This window comes from Thiohalomonas denitrificans, assembly GCF_900102855.1.
In the GTDB taxonomy this organism is placed as follows: Bacteria; Pseudomonadota; Gammaproteobacteria; order Thiohalomonadales; family Thiohalomonadaceae; genus Thiohalomonas; species Thiohalomonas denitrificans.
This window is the reverse complement of record NZ_FMWD01000001.1, coordinates 204173-219492: the sequence shown is the minus strand read 5'-3', so window position 1 is coordinate 219492 and position 15320 is coordinate 204173. Positions and strand designations below refer to the sequence as shown.

Genomic DNA, 15320 nt, shown 5'->3' with positions numbered 1-15320 from the left:
CAGCTCTATTTTTACGGCTCGGTTGTCTCTCTCATCGCAATCGCTGCCTTCGTTCTATTTCTCTGGCGCTCACTGCGCCAACGGTCGCATCCGAGATCGAAGCCAACCCGAGAGCACAGCAACGGTGAACAGCTTCGCCGCTAGTATCCAATTTCGATATTTGCGTACTCATAATCGGGTGTGATTCTGTTGAGGTTGGGGCATGTTAAGCTTCTCGCAATTGAGAAGGGACCCTAACCATTCACAAGCAGTCCCAGAGAATGGCATGAGGCGAATGGGACCTTGGGATCGTAGGTTGAAGATGGTTTTTCGAGGTATCTAAATGTCGAAGTTGCGCTATCTGCTGCCGGCACTGCTTGCTTTTGGAACGACCCAGGGCGCAGAAGGCAGTTTGGAGCAAAGGGTTCAGAGGCTGGAGCGGATATTGGCGAGCCAGTCGTTGCTGGAGATGCTGACCCGCCTTGACCAGCAGCAGCGGGAGTTGGCGACCCTGCGCGGCACACTTGAGGAGGTTCGCCACCAAATCGGAAACCTCAAGGAACACCAGCGAACGCTCTATCTCGATACCGACCGCCGGCTCGTCCGCTTGGAGCGCGAAGGCATCACTCCAGAAAGGCTGGAGGCGGATGCGGAATCCGATGTAGCAGAGCCCGGAAGGCCCACGCCCGACTCCGGCGAGCTAATCGCCGAACGCGAGATGTATCAAAACACCTTCGATATCCTGCGCGAGTTGCGCTACGAACCGGCCATAGCCGCATTCGAAGCATTCCTACAGCAGTATCCGGATGGCCGCTACGCCCACGTCGCCCGGTACTGGATAGGCGAGGCGAATTACGCGCGCGGGGAGTACAACCGGGCAATTGGCGCCTATCGCGCCCTGGTGGACAAGCACCCCGACAGCCCCAAAGTGGCGGAGGCCCTGTTGAAGATCGGCTACAGCTACCACAAACTCGAACAGAACGGAAAATCCCGCTCTATCCTTGAGAAGTTAACAAAAACCCATCCCGACACCACCGAAGCGCGCCAGGCGGAGGCGTTGCTGGAGCGACTGGAAAAGCCGAACGCCTGATGCGGCGCGACCTCCATCCCGCCTAAACCTGCACCGACGTCGGCTTTGGCGACGCTCATGACGGGATAGCCGTTGTAAAACGGAGTATGCGATAAGCAGAAGAAGGCCCTCCACCCGGTTGATTAGGCCCTCCCTCCGCGTTTCACAAAGCGCCTTTGCCGCCACCTGCTGCGGATTATGGGCCGGCCCGCCCGCCCCGATGACAAGAAGTCGCGGGCGGGTCGTGATCTGTCCATGCGCATGGCCGTGGAGCTATGCCGGCTTTATTTGCCCACCGCGCAAATGGTTTCCGGCAGACGAGGCGCTGCGCAGCGGTCATGCGCTTGCGTGTAGTGTGGATGGCGAACTTTCCCGTTGAATTCAGGCAATAAAAAAGCCGTCTTGAGACGGCTTTGATGTTAAATGGTGGAGGCGGCGGGAATCGAACCCGCGTCCGCGAGAACTCCGCCATGGGATCTACATGCTTAGCCGCGCCTATTATTTTTAACCGTTAATCGCCCGACGGGCAGGGCATATCAACGGCGATTCCGGATTTGGGTTTTAGCGGCTAGGCCCCGGACTAACTTCGCCGCGAGCTTGCGTTTAATGACACCCGGAGCCCGAGCGCACAAGCACGCGTCGGTCGGGCGCTAGCGGGGTTTAAGCCGCTAGAGCGTAGTTGTCGTCGTTGGCAACTATGTTGTTGCAGCGTTATTTACGAGGTCACTGCACCTCGGCATGCACCCTATGGTTTCGCAACCCACGTCGAAGCCAGGTCGCCCCCAAAGGTGTTATCTCCCCTATTAGATAGGGGGTTGGTACTGAAGTTCAAGACCTTTCTTGAAAAATAACCGCTAAGCCGGCGATTACCGAGTGTGTGGAACGCTGTTTTGGACCACAGGCATGCGATCAGATTCCCCGCTTCCGATCGCTAATTTTCCTTGAGTATGCGCTGTTTCTGTCGCTGCCACTCCCGATCTTTTTCGGTGGCTCGCTTGTCGTGCTGCTGCTTGCCTTTGGCGAGTCCGATCTGAATCTTGGCGCGGCCCTTTTTCCAGTACATCTTCAGGGCGACAAGAGTATAGCCTTTGCGCTCCACAGCCCCGATTAGGCGGCTCAGTTCATGGTCATGCAGCAGCAGCTTCCGGGTACGGGTGGGATCCGGTTGAATGTGAGTGGAGGCGGTGGGCAGCGGGTTAATCAATGCCCCGAGTAGCCAGGCCTCGCCATTTTTCACGATGACGTAGCTGTCCACCAGCTGCACGCGCCCGGCACGCAGGCTTTTGACCTCCCAGCCTTCGAGCACCAGCCCCGCTTCGTAGGTGTCCTCGATGAAAAACTCGTGGCGCGCCTTACGGTTAACCACGATGGTGCTGGTGCCGGGACCCTGGTCTTTGTTCTTTTTGCCCTTCTTAGCCATAGCCGCGCAGTATAGCTTGTGGCGCGGGCCTCACACCAGCGGAGTCGAACCCGACAACGCCACAGTGGCAGCGGGAAGGCAACAGTTGAGCGGCCTTCCTAATTAACCGAGAATAGCCGGGCGAAGAACAATAATAGAGGTAGGTATGCCGGCGAAACGCAAATCGATACATGGCGAGTGGTCGTCCCGACTGGCGTTCATTCTGGCGGCTACCGGTTCGGCGGTGGGGCTCGGCAATATCTGGCGCTTCCCATACGTTGCGGGCGAGAACGGCGGCGGGGCCTTTGTGCTGGTCTATCTCCTCTGCGTGGCCAGCGTGGGGATCCCGGTGATGATGGCGGAGGTAATGCTCGGGCGGCGCGGCAGGCAGAGTCCGGTCAATACCATGTCCACACTGGCCGAGGAGGAGCGGAGCTCCACCCACTGGCAGTATCTCGGGCTGATGGGCATGGTAGCCGGCTTTCTGATCCTGTCGTTCTATAGTGTGGTGGCCGGCTGGACGATGGCCTATGTGTTTCGCGTCGCGAGCGGAGTTTTCGATGGGGCGACGGCGGAACAGGTCTCCGGGGCCTTCACCGTTTTTGTCTCCGACCCCGAGAGACTGCTCGGCTGGCACACCATCTTCATGATAATGACCATCATCGTGGTCTCCCGCGGCGTGAAGAGCGGTCTGGAGCAGGCGGTCCGATTTCTCATGCCGACGCTGTTCGTGCTGTTGGTGGCGATGGTCGGTTATGCCATCAGCACCGGGCACTTCTCGGAGGCGCTGGCTTATCTGTTCCGCCCCGATTTCTCCCGGCTGACCGGCGAATCCATTCTGGCTGCGCTGGGGCAGGCATTCTTCAGTCTCAGCCTGGGCATGGGCGCTATCATGATCTACGGATCTTATCTTTCGCACACGGCGTCCATCCCCCGGACTGCCGTTATCATCGCGGCGATGGATACGTCGGTTGCCTTGCTGGCGGGGTTGGCCATCTTCCCCATCGTGTTCGCGAACGGTCTGGAGCCCGAGCTCGGGTCGGGGATGGTCTTCAAGGTCCTGCCGATTGCCTTTGGCCAGATGCCTGGCGGGACTCTGTTTGGAACCCTGTTTTTCCTGCTGCTGGTATTCGCAGCCTGGACCTCGGCGATTTCCCTCCTTGAGCCGATGGTCACCTGGCTGGTGGAGAACCGCGGAATGAATCGTGTAATGGCCGCGGCCTGGTCGGGCCTCGCCGCCTGGAGCGTAGGGGTTATTTCCCTGCTGTCTTTGAATGTCTGGTCCGGGTATACACTGTTTGGCAAGAGCTTTATTGAACTGGTCGAGTTCATCGCCACTAACGTGATGCTGCCGATGGGCGGGCTGCTGGTGGCGGTCTTCGCCGCATGGGTCATGTCCAGAGAGAGCAGCCAGGACGAGCTGCACCTGTCCGGCAGCACGTACCGAATGTGGCGTGTACTGGCCCGATATGTCGCCCCCGTGGCGGTGGCCGTGATCCTTTTGACCGCAACCGGTATTCTGTGAGGTCCCCTGATGCGCGTGTTTTTGTCCCATGCCCAGTATTAGCAAGAGTGCCCTGGTCCCCTACAGCGCGGCACAGATGTATGCATTGGTCAACGATATTGATTCTTACTCGGATTTTCTGCCCTGGTGCGGCGCCTCGGAGCTGCTCAGCGCCGGCGAAGATGAGATCCGTGCGGTCATCGAGATTGCCCATGGTAGCCTGCACAAAAGCTTTACCACGCGGAACCGACTCCAGAAGAACAAGATGATCGAAATGCGTCTCGAGAAAGGTCCTTTCAGACACCTGGAAGGGTTCTGGCGTTTCGATGAACTCGACGACAACGCCTGCAAGGTTCGCCTGGACCTGGATTTCGAGTTCTCCAACCGTCTGATGGGGATGGCGATGGGGCCGATTTTCAGTCAGATTGCCAACAGCCTGGTCGAGGCCTTCGTCAAGCGCGCGGAGCAGGTCTATGGCAAAGGCTAACCTTATCAAGGTGGAGGTGGCCTATGCCTTGCCCGAGATTCAGGTGATCATTCCCCTGGACGTGGAGGAGGGGGCCACAGCGGAGGATGCGATCCGCAAATCGGGAATCCTCGATCGCTTCCCCGAGATTGATCTTGCAAAGGCCAAGGTGGGGGTGTTCGGCAAACTGGTCAAGCTGGACAGCCTGCTTCGGCCGAAGGATCGCGTGGAGATCTATCGTCCCCTGAAGGCCGATCCCAAGGAAGTGAGAAAGCGGCGCGCCGCTGAGGGCAAGGCGATGAAAAAGGGAGGGGGGCCGGAAAAAGCCGAGTAGCCTGTCCGAGAATAGCAAGGGGCTCCAAAATGCAGGTTGGCGCTGAGGAACGAAGCCCAACAAAATCAGCGTTGGGGTTCGCATAACTCACCCCAACTTACAAAAACGCTGTTCTAGGACAGGCTCCTGGTAGCTTCCGGGCTGACGAAAGACTCGGCCTGACAGGTTGCCGGCCCTTAGCGCCTCTCCAGGCGCGGAGCCAGCGGGACCTCTTCCGGGATATCCCCTTTGGCCGAGTAGCGGGCCAGCCGGTCATCTTCGAACCAGACGGTTACCTGATAGTGGGAGGTGACCGCTTCACCACCCGGTTGGTAGCTGTAGTAGTAGTCCCAGCGCTGCTGGTGGAAAGGATCGGTCAGCAGCGGCGATCCCAGCAGAAACAGCACCTGTCGCTTGGTCATTCCCGTTTCGAGTTTGGCCAGCTCCGCCTGAGTCAGGATATTGCCTTGTTGTATATCCAGTTTGTGCGCGCAGCCGGCAAGGGTCAGGGCGAGTGCGAAATAAATGATAATCTTTTGCATTTTTGTTCGAGACGGGTTAGTTTCTGGAGATGATACCGCAACGGTTTCATGAGTGATATGGCAACCCGAACTTCACAAGACCTGAAAAAAGCCGGGCTCAAGGCGACACTGCCGCGCATCAAGATTCTGGACATCCTGGAGCGCAGCAAATCCCGCCATATGAGTGCCGAAGATGTGTACAAAGCGCTGCTGGAGTCCGGTGAGGACGTCGGTTTGGCTACAGTCTACCGTGTCCTGACTCAGTTCGAGACGGCGGATATCGTGCATCGTCACCACTTTGAGGGCGGACACTCGGTGTTCGAGCTCAATGAGGGCAGTCATCACGACCACATCCTTTGCGTGAAGTGCGGCAAGGTGGAAGAGTTTCTGGACGAGACCATCGAGGAGCGGCAGCGGGCTATCGCCGAAGAGCTGGGCTTCGAGATTACCGACCACAGCCTCTACATCTTCGGCATCTGTGCCGAGTGCCGAAAGGGATCCTGACCCTCCTTACACCTTGGACTTTTCCCGTCTCTTCGCCCGGGCGTCGCTGGCCAGGGTGAGCATCTCCCTGGCATGGGAGCGGGTCTGGTCCGTAATGGCAATTCCGCCCAGCATCCGGGCCAGCTCTTCTACGCGCTCCCCGTCCGACAGGGGTTCGACGCGGGTTCGGGTTGTCCCGCCCCGGGTCTGCTTTGCAATGCGAAGGTGTTGATGCCCCTGGGAGGCAACCTGGGGCTGGTGGGTGACGCACAGGACCTGGCGGTCCTCTCCGAGCGCATGCAGTTGACGCCCCACAATCTCCGCGACGCCGCCACCGACACCGACATCCACTTCGTCGAAGATCAGCGTTGGAATACCTTCCCGGCCGGCAGTGATTACCTGAATGGCAAGACTGATACGTGAGAGTTCACCCCCGGACGCGACTTTCTGCAGGGGCTGGGCCGGTTGGCCTGGATTGGCCGTGACCAAAAACTGGACTTGATCGTGGCCATACGGCGCAGGTTCGTCGCCGGTCGTGGTGATTTCCACCTCGAAGTGGCCGCCCTTCATGCCGAGTTCCTGCATGTTGACGGTTACCTGCTTCGCGAGTTTTTCAGCGGCCTGGCAGCGCTTCCGGCTCAGATTGCCGGCCAATTTTCGATACTGGGCCAGCGTCTTTTCAAGCTGTTGGTCGAGGTCGTCCAGCCGGGTTTCGCTGGCCTCCAGGCCATCCCGTTCCTGCCGCGCCGCCTCGAGAAATTCGGGTAACTGGTCGGGACGGCAGCGGTGTTTGCGGGCCAGGTCCTGGAGGGTATCGAGACGCTGCTCGACTTCGGCCAGTCGCTCCGGGTCGATGTCCAGTTTTTCGAGGTAACGACGTAGCTCTCCTGCCGCCTCTCCGGCCTGGATGGCGGCACCATTGATCAATTCCGCGACCGACTCCAGTTCACTGTCGTACCCGGCCAGTTGACTCAACTCGGCAGCGATGCGTTCGAGCACACCGACAGCGGCGAGTTGCTCATCCTCGCTGAGTGCCAGTATCGCGCTCTGGGCGCCCTCCTGGAGACGTGTCACGTTGGCGAGTCGGTGATGTTCGTCATCGAGATCCGCCAGCTCCTTTTCCGAAAGGTCGAGCGCCTCCAGTTCTTCGATTTGATAGCGGAGCAGCTCCAGGCGCGCTTCCCGGTCCTGGCGCTCTTGCGAAAGGGTCTCACGTTCGCCGGAGACTGCGCGCCAGTCCTGGTAGGCAGCGGTTACATTGGCGGCCGCATCGGCGAGACCGGCGAAGGCATCCAGCGTCTGGCGCTGGGCGTTTCGCCGCAACAGGTATTGGTGGGCATGCTGGCCGTGGATATCCACCAGCTGTTCACCCAGCTCCTTGAGCAACTGCACCGGTGCCGGGCGACCGTTGATGTAGCCGCGGGAACGACCATCGGCGCCTACCGTGCGGCGAATCAGGCACTCGCCGCCCTCACCCTCCAATTGGTGTCCGCCCAACCAGTCGGCGATCAGGGCCTGGCCGGCTACGTCGAAACTCGCAATGATCTCGGCGCGCTCGGCACCGTGGCGGACAAACGACGAATCGGCCCGGTCGCCCAGCGTCAATCCGAGGGCATCGAGCAGAATCGACTTGCCCGCACCGGTTTCCCCCGTCAGCACGGTCATCCCCGACTGAAACTCCAGTTCAAGCTGGTCGACGATGGCAAAATCACGGATATGGAGGTGAGTCAGCATCTCTTCTCAGTTGCTAGTGGCTAGTGGCGAGTGGCTAGTTGCTAGTCGTGAGTTTGTAGCACTTGGTTCAATATATCGTGCGATCGCGATTCCGGAACTTCAGGCCGAGCGTAAATCCGGGTTTCAGCCGAAATCTCGGATCGACATTCGGTCACAATATATCAGCTTCTGTTCCCTAACCACTCGCCACTAGCCACTCGCCACTAGCCACTCGCCACTGCCTTTCATCCCCAACCCAGCTTGGCGCGGAGGATGTGGAAATAATCATGATCCAGGGGATGAATCAGCCGCGCTTCGTGCGGTTTTTTCTTGATTTGCACCCGGTCTCCGGAGACCAGACCGAGATTGATTTGTCCGTCGCAGGTGACCTGCGCGTGTGACTGGCCGGCACCGCCCACGACGATTTCGATCTCGCTCTCGCCGTGAACAACGATCGGTCGGTGGCTCAGGGTGTGTGGGCAGATCGGGACCAGAATGACCGCATCGAGGCTGGGCTGGAGGATGGGGCCGCCCCCCGACAGCGCATAGGCGGTGGAACCGGTCGGCGTCGATACAATGAGGCCATCGGAACGTACGGTGTTGAGAAAACGCCCGTCTACGTAGGTCTCCACCTCGATCATCCGCGCCACGTCCCATTTGTGTACCACGACGTCGTTGAGTGCTTCGCTTTCGGAGAGCTCCTCGCCGTCGCGGATGATGGAGGTGTGGAGCAGGAAGCGTCGGTCCTCCCGGTACTCTCCCGCGAGGATGGCATCGAGCTTGTCTTGCATCTGATCCGGTGAGATATCGGTCAGGAAACCGAGTCGACCCAGATTGATGCCCAGCAGGGCGATGCGGTAATTGGCCAGTGAACGTGCGGCATTCAGAAGGGTTCCGTCACCGCCCACCACGATCGCCAGATCACAGTGTTCGCCAATGTGCGGCCGGCTGGCGGTGGTCATGTCGTGGTCCGGCCATACTTCGGCGGTGGCCTCATCCAGCAGCACGTCGACATCGTGGCCCTGCAGATAATCCCGCAGGCCCCGGAGTGTCGCACCGACCGAAGCGTCCGCGTATTTTCCGATCAGCCCGATACTTGTGAACTCTTCCGCCATTACCCCCTCCAAAACTGCCGGAAACTTAACACGTTACCGGGCGTCCGCCAAATGTGTACTGTTGCATGCTTGGCGGTGCTTTCAGCGAGCCGCTGGCCGGCCAGACCGCTCCTGCGCATCCCTGCGCCCGCGGCATTTGTGCATCCATGCACATCATGCAAGGCGCGTTTCGCAGGGAATGGCGCGTCCTTTGCAAGAAACGCAACGCCGCAGATGGCCGGCCAGCGGCTCGCCCGAAGGGAGCCCCCCAAAAACGCCATGACGGCGTTGCGGACTCCATCCCTGGAGTCCGCCCTTCGGGCCAGCCTTCGGCTGTCCGAATCCGCTCCCGGCGGATTCGTGCAGCGCTTGACAAGGGAGTAACCATTGCCTGCGCGCTGCGCCTTGTCCTGACGTTTTTGGGGGGCTCTGAAAGTATCGCCAAGCATGCAACAGTACACTGACCGCAGCGTTAGCAGACGAACCCCGGGAGTGCTAAAATCGCTGCTCCGACGTATTGATCGGATGGCAACTGAGAGACGAGTCAGCAATATGGCCGGCTACGAATTGACCGAACGTGCCCAATATCTCTTCAAGGCCCTGGTGGAGCGCCATATTCGTGATGGCCAGCCGGTCGGCTCGCGTACCCTGGCGCGGGACAGCAAGCTGAACCTGAGTCCGGCGACCATTCGTAATGTTATGGCCGACCTGGAAGAGATCGGATTGATCCAGTCGCCACATACCTCGGCAGGCCGGGTGCCGACGGCACAGGGCTACCGGTTTTTCGTCGACAGTCTGCTGACGATAAGACCACTGGATGAGGCGGAACTGCGCAGTCTCGAGGCGCAGTTCGAGAGTGGCGAGGATCCGGGTCGATTACTCTCCTCGGCCTCATCCCTGCTCTCGGACATCACTTCGCTGGCGGGCGTGGTCATGCTCCCCCGCCGCGAACAGGTTGCGCTGCGTCAGATCGAGTTCCTGCCGCTTTCCGCCTCCCGTGTGCTGGTCATCCTGGTGGTCAATGAACGGGAGGTGCAGAACCGCATCATTCACACCACGCGGCGTTATTCCAGTTCGGAACTGACCCAGGCGGCCAATTTCATCAATGAGCATTTTGCCGGCCGTACACTGCGTGACGTGCGCAATCGACTCATCCAGCAGATGCAGGCGGACCGCGAGGATATGGACCGGCTGATGCGTTCTGCGCTGGAGATGGCACAGCAGGCCTTTTCCGAAGATGACGATGAGGATGACTACCTCATGGCTGGCGAAACCAATCTCATGTCCTATGCGGAGATGTCGGATATGAAGCGCCTGCGCCAGTTGTTTGAGGCATTCGGTACCAAGCGTGACATCCTCCATCTCCTGGACCAGTCCCTTGCCGCCGACGGCTTGCAGATCTTCATCGGCAATGAGGCGGGCTACGAGGCGCTGGATGTCTGCAGCATCGTCACTTCCCCCTACAAGGTGGAAGACCGGGTAGTGGGCGTTTTGGGGGTGATCGGGCCCACGCGCATGGCCTATGGCCGTGTCATTCCGATCGTCGACGTTACTGCCCGATTGCTTGGCGCGGCCTTGAATCCCGACAAGTAGCCCCCTATATCTCAGGGAATTCAGGCGCCGCCCGGCGGCGTCGGGGATTCCCTTTATTTTGTGAGAGGAAGCGGAGTCTGTACATGAGCGAAGAGACCAAGTCTCCGGACAGCGAAAACGAAGAGCCACAAGCCTCTGAATCGGCCGAATCTACCGGGACCGAAGTGGGGCAGGAAACGGGGCAGGAAGAGCTTCAACTCCAGCTCGAAGATGCCCGCAGCAAGGCGGATGAGCATTGGAGCCAGTGTCTGCGACTGCAGGCGGAACTGGAAAATACCCGCCGCCGTGCGGAGCGCGACGTGGAAAGCGCCCACAAATTTGCGCTGGAAAAGTTCACCATCGAGTTGCTGCCGGTGAAGGACAGCCTGGAGATGGGCCTGTCCGCCGCCACCGGCGATGACGAGACGGTGGCCAGGCTGCGTGAGGGCACCGAACTGACGCTGAAGATGTTCAGCGATGTTTTGCAGAAGTTCGGCATCCGGGAAATCAGTCCAACCGCCGGCGAGCCGTTCAATCCGGAATACCACCAGGCGATGACCATGCAGGAGAGTGCAGAACACCCGGAAAATACCATCGTAGCGGTGATGCAGAAGGGTTACCTGCTCAATGAACGGCTGGTGCGTCCGGCCATGGTGATCGTCTCCAAGGGTTGAAACTGCGGCTATTGACCTTATGTAATGCGGTAGAAATTTCCGAGTCCGCAAGCAGGCGGGCCCAAATAGAATCGGAGTAGGAGATTATGGGAAAAATTATCGGTATTGATCTCGGCACCACCAATTCCTGTGTGGCGGTAATGGAGGGCGGCAAGGCCCGGGTTATCGAAAACAGCGAAGGTGATCGCACTACACCCTCTATTGTCGCGTTCAGCAAGGATGACGACGAGGTACTGGTTGGGCAATCGGCCAAGCGTCAGGCCGTTACCAACCCGGAGAACACCCTGTTTGCCATCAAGCGCCTGATTGGTCGTCGCTTCGAGGAGGATACGGTTCAAAAGGACATCGACCTGGTGGCCTACAAGATCGTCAAGGCGGACAACGGCGATGCCTGGGTCGAGGCCAAAGGCAAGAAAATGGCGGCCCCGGAGGTCTCGGCCAAGGTTCTGCAGAAGATGAAGAAGACCGCCGAAGACTATCTCGGCGAGGAAGTGACCGAGGCCGTAATCACCGTCCCGGCCTACTTCAATGATTCCCAGCGCCAGGCGACCAAGGACGCAGGCCGAATCGCCGGGTTGGAGGTCAAGCGCATCATCAACGAGCCCACGGCGGCAGCGCTGGCCTATGGCATGGACAAGAAGCATGGTGACCGCAAGATCGCTGTCTATGATCTGGGCGGCGGCACCTTTGACATCTCCATCATCGAGATCGCGGAGATCGAAGGCGAGCACCAGTTTGAGGTGTTGTCCACCAATGGTGACACCTTCCTGGGTGGCGAGGACTTCGACAAGCGACTGCTCGACTATCTGGCAGACGAGTTCAAGAAGGACCAGGGCATTGACCTGCGCAGTGACCCGCTGGCGATGCAGCGTCTGAAAGAGGCTGCGGAGAAGGCCAAGATCGAGCTCTCCTCCACCCAGCAGACCGATGTCAATCTGCCCTATATTACGGCGGATGCCAGCGGTCCGAAGCATCTGAATGTCAAGGTGACCCGGGCGAAGCTGGAAGGTCTGGTCGACGACCTGGTCGCCCGCACTATCGATCCATGCAAGGTTGCCTTGTCCGATGCCGGTCTCTCCGCGTCGGAGATCGACGATGTCATCCTGGTTGGCGGCCAGACCCGCATGCCCAAGGTGCAGGAAGCGGTCAAGGACTTTTTCGGCAAGGAGCCGCGCAAGGATGTCAACCCGGACGAGGCCGTTGCCGTGGGTGCGGCGATCCAGGGTGGCGTGCTGGCTGGCGACGTAAAGGACGTGCTGCTGCTGGACGTGACGCCGCTGTCGCTCGGTATCGAGACTCTGGGCGGCATCATGACCAAGCTCATCGATCGCAACACCACGATTCCGACCAAGGCCACCCAGGTGTTCTCCACGGCCGAGGACAACCAGACGGCGGTTACCGTGCATGTCCTGCAGGGGGAGCGCGAACGTGCGGTGGACAACAAGTCCCTGGGCCGTTTCGATCTGACCGACATCCCGCCCGCGCCACGCGGGGTGCCGCAGGTCGAGGTCACCTTCGATATCGACGCCAATGGCATTCTGCATGTCTCCGCCAAGGACAAGGGCACCGGCAAGGAGCAGAAGATCGTCATCAAGGCCTCGTCCGGCCTGTCGGATGATGAGGTCGACAAGATGGTCAAGGACGCCGAAGCCCACAAGGCCGACGACCAGAAATTCCATGACCTGGTAACGGCGCGTAATCAGGCGGACAGCATGGTCAACGCCACCCGCAAGTCCATGCACGAACTGGGCGACAAGCTGGAGGCGGACGAAAAGGAGAAGATCGAGGCCGCCATTACAGAGCTTGAGGAGGCCATGAAGGGGGATGACAAGGATGCCATCGAAACCAAAACCCAGGCTTTGGCCGAGGCTTCCGGCAAAATGGCCGAGCGTCTCTATGCCGAAAAGGGTGAGGCCGGCGCCGCGGGTGAGGGTGGCGAGCAAGCCGCTGGTGGCGAACAGAAGGATGGCGATGATGTGGTCGACGCCGAATTCGAGGAAGTCGACGACAATAAGAAGTAGACTAGCCAACCCCTCCAACTCATACCACGGGGGGCACGAGGAACATGGGGCACGCATAGCCCTGTGCTCTTCGTGCTCCCCGTGGTTTTGAACGATTCAGGATTATGGCGAAACGCGACTATTACGAAGTGCTCGGCATTCAGCGCAATGCCACAGAGGCCGAAATCAAAAAGGCCTTCAAACGCATGGCGATGAAATACCATCCGGACCGGAATCCCGATGATGCCGAGGCGGAAAACAAGTTCAAGGAATCGAGAGAGGCCTACGACGTTCTGGCGGACGCGCAGAAGCGTGCTGCCTACGATCAGTTCGGCCATGCCGGTCTCGAGGGCGGCATGGGTGGCGGTCCCGGCGGAGCGGGCGGTTTCGGTGGCGGGGCCAACTTCTCCGACATCTTCGGGGATGTCTTTGGCGACATCTTCGGGGGCGGAGCCCGCGGCGGCAGTCGCGTCTTTCGGGGTGCCGATCTGCGTTACAACCTGGAACTCTCGCTAGAGGATGCGGTCCAGGGCACCACCGTCAAGATCCGTATCCCCACGCTGGTGGAGTGTGAAGTATGCGAAGGCTCCGGGGCCCGCAAGGGAAGCAGCCCGACCACCTGTCCCACTTGCCAGGGGCATGGACAGGTGCGTATGCAGCAGGGCTTTTTCTCTATCCAGCAGGCTTGTCCACGCTGTCATGGCAGCGGCCAGATCATCACCGACCCTTGTCCCTCCTGCCACGGCCAGGGCCGCGTAGAGCAGCAGAAGACCCTTTCGGTCAAAGTGCCGCCGGGAGTGGATACGGGGGATCGCATCCGTTTGGGTGGTGAGGGCGAACCGGGCGAGAACGGGGGGCCTCCGGGTGATCTCTACGTTCAGATCAGCGTCAAACCGCACCCCATCTTCCGGCGTGACGGTGCCGATCTGGCTTGCGAGGTACCGATAGCGTTTACGACGGCGGCCCTTGGCGGTGAACTGGACGTTCCGACCCTGAATGGGCGGGTCAAGCTGAAAGTGCCGCCGGAGACGCAGACCGGCAAGCAGTTCCGTCTGCGGGGCAAGGGCGTCAAATCAGTCCGTGGCGGGCATGTCGGCGACCTGCTGTGCCGGGTGGTCGTGGAGACTCCTGTGCATCTTACCGAAGAGCAGAAGGAGATTCTCTACCATTTCGACGAGAGCATGCGTGAAGGTGATAGCAAACATAGCCCCAAGCACCATTCCTGGCTGGACGGGGTCCGAAAGTTCTTTGAGGAGATGAAGTTCTAGGAGCCTGTCCGAGAATAGTGATCGTCGCGAGGGCAAGACTGATTGAGTCGGATTTTTCGGTCATTTGAGGCGAATAGTGGGTTCTATTTAACGAAAGTGAGCGGGAAATCCGGCCAATCAGGCTTGGTCGCAGCAGGTCAGTCTATTCTCGGACAGGCTCCTACGGTTCGGTTCGACAGGTGACGGCTGGCCAATAAAAAAGCCCGGGCAATGCCCGGGCCTTTCACCATTCCCTGGTTCCTTCCATGGACCTTTTCCGTTCTCCTGTTGGGCTCGCTTCTTCCTTTCCCTGCGATGGCATCCGTGGCAGTACCCCCTCCCTGCGTCGCAATCCGTCGCGTTCTTTCGTCCTTGTGCCGGTCTTTGGCTGGATTTCGACGTCCACCGTACTGCCTTGTAGTTTGTCTCGGGGGCGTTCCTGTCCCGTCATCCTCCCTGGAATTTCCTCTTCCTTGTGGGTGAGTATTGTCTTCCTGACTCCTTGAAAAGTCTGTCAGACAAAACTGAAAGTCTTGTAGGGAATTACTTACAAGTTAGGGGGCAATGAGAGTGGTGAAAAATAGTGGATGGGTCCTGCCTGTCCGAATCAGTGGAGGCCTTCAGCGGCGGATTTTGGCTGTGTAACACACAGGGCTGCCTGGCGAAGGTGGTTCGCAAAACCACGCGGTCGGAGTATCTTGTAGACTCTTTGGCCGAAACGGCAAACTGGAGAAGAGTCCAGGTGTGAAGGAGGATGGGATGAGTCAAAAACTTGATCGTGCAAGACGGCGCCTGCTTACGGCAGCTGTGGCAGCGGGGACCGGCCTCGGGCTCTTTGGCCGGCAGGCGAGTGCTCAGGAAACGGATAGCCTCGATGACCTGCACTTCCCGGGCGACGAGCCTGAGCACAAGCTGCTCTATCAGCTGAACAAGGCCGATCCCGGCTATCAGGAACACGTACTGTTTTCGGTGGGGGCCGTCCTTCGCAAGTATGGCGATAACGTGAAAATCGTCGTGGTCGCTTTTGCGGAGGGGATCCACGTGCTCGCCAGGGAACCCCTACGGCCGGTGAGTGACGAGATCCAGTCGCGAGTCTCGAGCCTTGCCCAGTATGGCGTCGAATTTCACGCCTGCGGCAATACGCTCAAGTCCCTCGAATGGGACGAAAATGACCTCGTGGATTTTGCACAGGTGGTGGAGGTCGGTGCTGCCGATATCATGGAGCTGCAGGAGCAGGGGTATTCCTACATCAGCTGGTAAATGTGTAATCACTGAGAACACCGAGT

14 protein-coding genes and 1 other RNA gene are annotated in these 15320 nt (G+C 59.3%); 10 read left to right on the top strand and 5 right to left on the bottom strand.

Annotated elements, in window-relative coordinates:
- The first annotated feature begins 322 nt into the window (after positions 1 to 322).
- Positions 323 to 1069 (top strand): tol-pal system protein YbgF, encoded by a 747-nt coding sequence (gene ybgF / locus BLP65_RS00950; RefSeq protein WP_092991686.1) that lies wholly within the window; start codon positions 323 to 325, stop codon positions 1067 to 1069.
- Between the two features lie 403 nt (positions 1070 to 1472).
- Here the strand turns inward: ybgF and ssrA are convergent.
- Positions 1473 to 1832: a transfer-messenger RNA gene (ssrA, locus tag BLP65_RS00945) on the bottom strand.
- A gap of 147 nt (positions 1833 to 1979) precedes the next feature.
- Positions 1980 to 2468 (bottom strand): SsrA-binding protein SmpB, encoded by a 489-nt coding sequence (gene smpB, locus BLP65_RS00940; protein ID WP_092991684.1) that lies wholly within the window; start codon positions 2466 to 2468, stop codon positions 1980 to 1982.
- 145 nt (positions 2469 to 2613) lie between these two features.
- On the opposite strand from smpB, the gene BLP65_RS00935 reads away from it, so the two are divergent.
- From BLP65_RS00935 to BLP65_RS00925, 3 genes are read left to right on the top strand one after another with little or no spacing between them, the layout of a single operon-like run.
- The gene (locus BLP65_RS00935) at positions 2614 to 3972 is read left to right on the top strand and encodes a sodium-dependent transporter (protein WP_092991682.1); all 1359 of its coding nucleotides are present in this window, start codon (positions 2614 to 2616) and stop codon (positions 3970 to 3972) included.
- 28 nt (positions 3973 to 4000) lie between these two features.
- On the top strand, positions 4001 to 4438 hold the full coding sequence (locus BLP65_RS00930; RefSeq protein WP_092991680.1) for a type II toxin-antitoxin system RatA family toxin: 438 nt from the start codon (positions 4001 to 4003) through the stop codon (positions 4436 to 4438).
- Positions 4425 to 4751, top strand: coding sequence for an RnfH family protein (locus tag BLP65_RS00925; protein WP_092991678.1), 327 nt, complete (start codon positions 4425 to 4427; stop codon positions 4749 to 4751). The genes BLP65_RS00930 and BLP65_RS00925 overlap by 14 nt, the downstream gene beginning before the upstream one ends.
- A gap of 176 nt (positions 4752 to 4927) precedes the next feature.
- Here the strand turns inward: BLP65_RS00925 and BLP65_RS00920 are convergent, their stop codons facing one another.
- Positions 4928 to 5272: an outer membrane protein assembly factor BamE gene (locus BLP65_RS00920; protein WP_092991676.1), complete on the bottom strand. Its 345-nt coding sequence runs from the start codon at positions 5270 to 5272 to the stop codon at positions 4928 to 4930.
- A gap of 57 nt (positions 5273 to 5329) precedes the next feature.
- On the opposite strand from BLP65_RS00920, the gene fur reads away from it, so the two are divergent.
- Positions 5330 to 5755 (top strand): ferric iron uptake transcriptional regulator, encoded by a 426-nt coding sequence (gene fur / locus BLP65_RS00915; protein WP_092992289.1) that lies wholly within the window; start codon positions 5330 to 5332, stop codon positions 5753 to 5755.
- 6 nt (positions 5756 to 5761) lie between these two features.
- Here fur and recN read toward each other — a convergent pair whose 3' ends face one another.
- Together recN and BLP65_RS00905 are read right to left on the bottom strand one after the other, a co-directional pair.
- The gene (gene recN / locus BLP65_RS00910; RefSeq protein ID WP_092991675.1) at positions 5762 to 7468 is read right to left on the bottom strand and encodes a DNA repair protein RecN; all 1707 of its coding nucleotides are present in this window, start codon (positions 7466 to 7468) and stop codon (positions 5762 to 5764) included.
- Positions 7469 to 7692: 224 nt separating this feature from the next.
- The gene (locus tag BLP65_RS00905; RefSeq protein WP_092991673.1) at positions 7693 to 8562 is read right to left on the bottom strand and encodes an NAD(+) kinase; all 870 of its coding nucleotides are present in this window, start codon (positions 8560 to 8562) and stop codon (positions 7693 to 7695) included.
- A gap of 504 nt (positions 8563 to 9066) precedes the next feature.
- Between BLP65_RS00905 and hrcA the strand changes: the two genes are divergently transcribed.
- The 5 genes from hrcA to BLP65_RS00875 all read left to right on the top strand — a co-directional run bounded on the left by hrcA (position 9067) and on the right by BLP65_RS00875 (position 15294).
- On the top strand, positions 9067 to 10134 hold the full coding sequence (hrcA, locus tag BLP65_RS00895) for a heat-inducible transcriptional repressor HrcA (protein ID WP_245688190.1): 1068 nt from the start codon (positions 9067 to 9069) through the stop codon (positions 10132 to 10134).
- 83 nt (positions 10135 to 10217) lie between these two features.
- Positions 10218 to 10787, top strand: a complete 570-nt coding sequence (gene grpE / locus BLP65_RS00890) for a nucleotide exchange factor GrpE (protein ID WP_092991667.1) — start codon at positions 10218 to 10220, stop codon at positions 10785 to 10787.
- An 86-nt stretch (positions 10788 to 10873) separates the two neighbouring features.
- The gene (gene dnaK / locus BLP65_RS00885) at positions 10874 to 12808 is read left to right on the top strand and encodes a molecular chaperone DnaK (protein ID WP_092991665.1); all 1935 of its coding nucleotides are present in this window, start codon (positions 10874 to 10876) and stop codon (positions 12806 to 12808) included.
- A 104-nt stretch (positions 12809 to 12912) separates the two neighbouring features.
- Positions 12913 to 14055 (top strand): molecular chaperone DnaJ, encoded by a 1143-nt coding sequence (dnaJ, locus tag BLP65_RS00880; protein ID WP_092991663.1) that lies wholly within the window; start codon positions 12913 to 12915, stop codon positions 14053 to 14055.
- Positions 14056 to 14793: 738 nt separating this feature from the next.
- Positions 14794 to 15294: a DsrE family protein gene (locus BLP65_RS00875; RefSeq protein WP_092991661.1), complete on the top strand. Its 501-nt coding sequence runs from the start codon at positions 14794 to 14796 to the stop codon at positions 15292 to 15294.
- Positions 15295 to 15320 lie beyond the last annotated feature (26 nt).

Excerpts from the sequence above, each read along its gene's own strand:
- ybgF (WP_092991686.1), top strand. The coding sequence starts at position 323 with ATGTCGAAGTTGCGCTATCTGCTGCCGGCACTGCTTGCTTTTGGAACG.
- smpB (WP_092991684.1), bottom strand. The coding sequence starts at position 2,468 with ATGGCTAAGAAGGGCAAAAAGAACAAAGACCAGGGTCCCGGCACCAGC.
- BLP65_RS00935 (WP_092991682.1), top strand. The coding sequence starts at position 2,614 with ATGCCGGCGAAACGCAAATCGATACATGGCGAGTGGTCGTCCCGACTG.
- BLP65_RS00930 (WP_092991680.1), top strand. The coding sequence starts at position 4,001 with ATGCCCAGTATTAGCAAGAGTGCCCTGGTCCCCTACAGCGCGGCACAG.
- BLP65_RS00925 (WP_092991678.1), top strand. The coding sequence starts at position 4,425 with ATGGCAAAGGCTAACCTTATCAAGGTGGAGGTGGCCTATGCCTTGCCC.
- BLP65_RS00920 (WP_092991676.1), bottom strand. The coding sequence starts at position 5,272 with ATGCAAAAGATTATCATTTATTTCGCACTCGCCCTGACCCTTGCCGGC.
- fur (WP_092992289.1), top strand. The coding sequence starts at position 5,330 with ATGGCAACCCGAACTTCACAAGACCTGAAAAAAGCCGGGCTCAAGGCG.
- recN (WP_092991675.1), bottom strand. The coding sequence starts at position 7,468 with ATGCTGACTCACCTCCATATCCGTGATTTTGCCATCGTCGACCAGCTT.
- BLP65_RS00905 (WP_092991673.1), bottom strand. The coding sequence starts at position 8,562 with ATGGCGGAAGAGTTCACAAGTATCGGGCTGATCGGAAAATACGCGGAC.
- hrcA (WP_245688190.1), top strand. The coding sequence starts at position 9,067 with ATGGCAACTGAGAGACGAGTCAGCAATATGGCCGGCTACGAATTGACC.
- grpE (WP_092991667.1), top strand. The coding sequence starts at position 10,218 with ATGAGCGAAGAGACCAAGTCTCCGGACAGCGAAAACGAAGAGCCACAA.
- dnaK (WP_092991665.1), top strand. The coding sequence starts at position 10,874 with ATGGGAAAAATTATCGGTATTGATCTCGGCACCACCAATTCCTGTGTG.
- dnaJ (WP_092991663.1), top strand. The coding sequence starts at position 12,913 with ATGGCGAAACGCGACTATTACGAAGTGCTCGGCATTCAGCGCAATGCC.
- BLP65_RS00875 (WP_092991661.1), top strand. The coding sequence starts at position 14,794 with ATGAGTCAAAAACTTGATCGTGCAAGACGGCGCCTGCTTACGGCAGCT.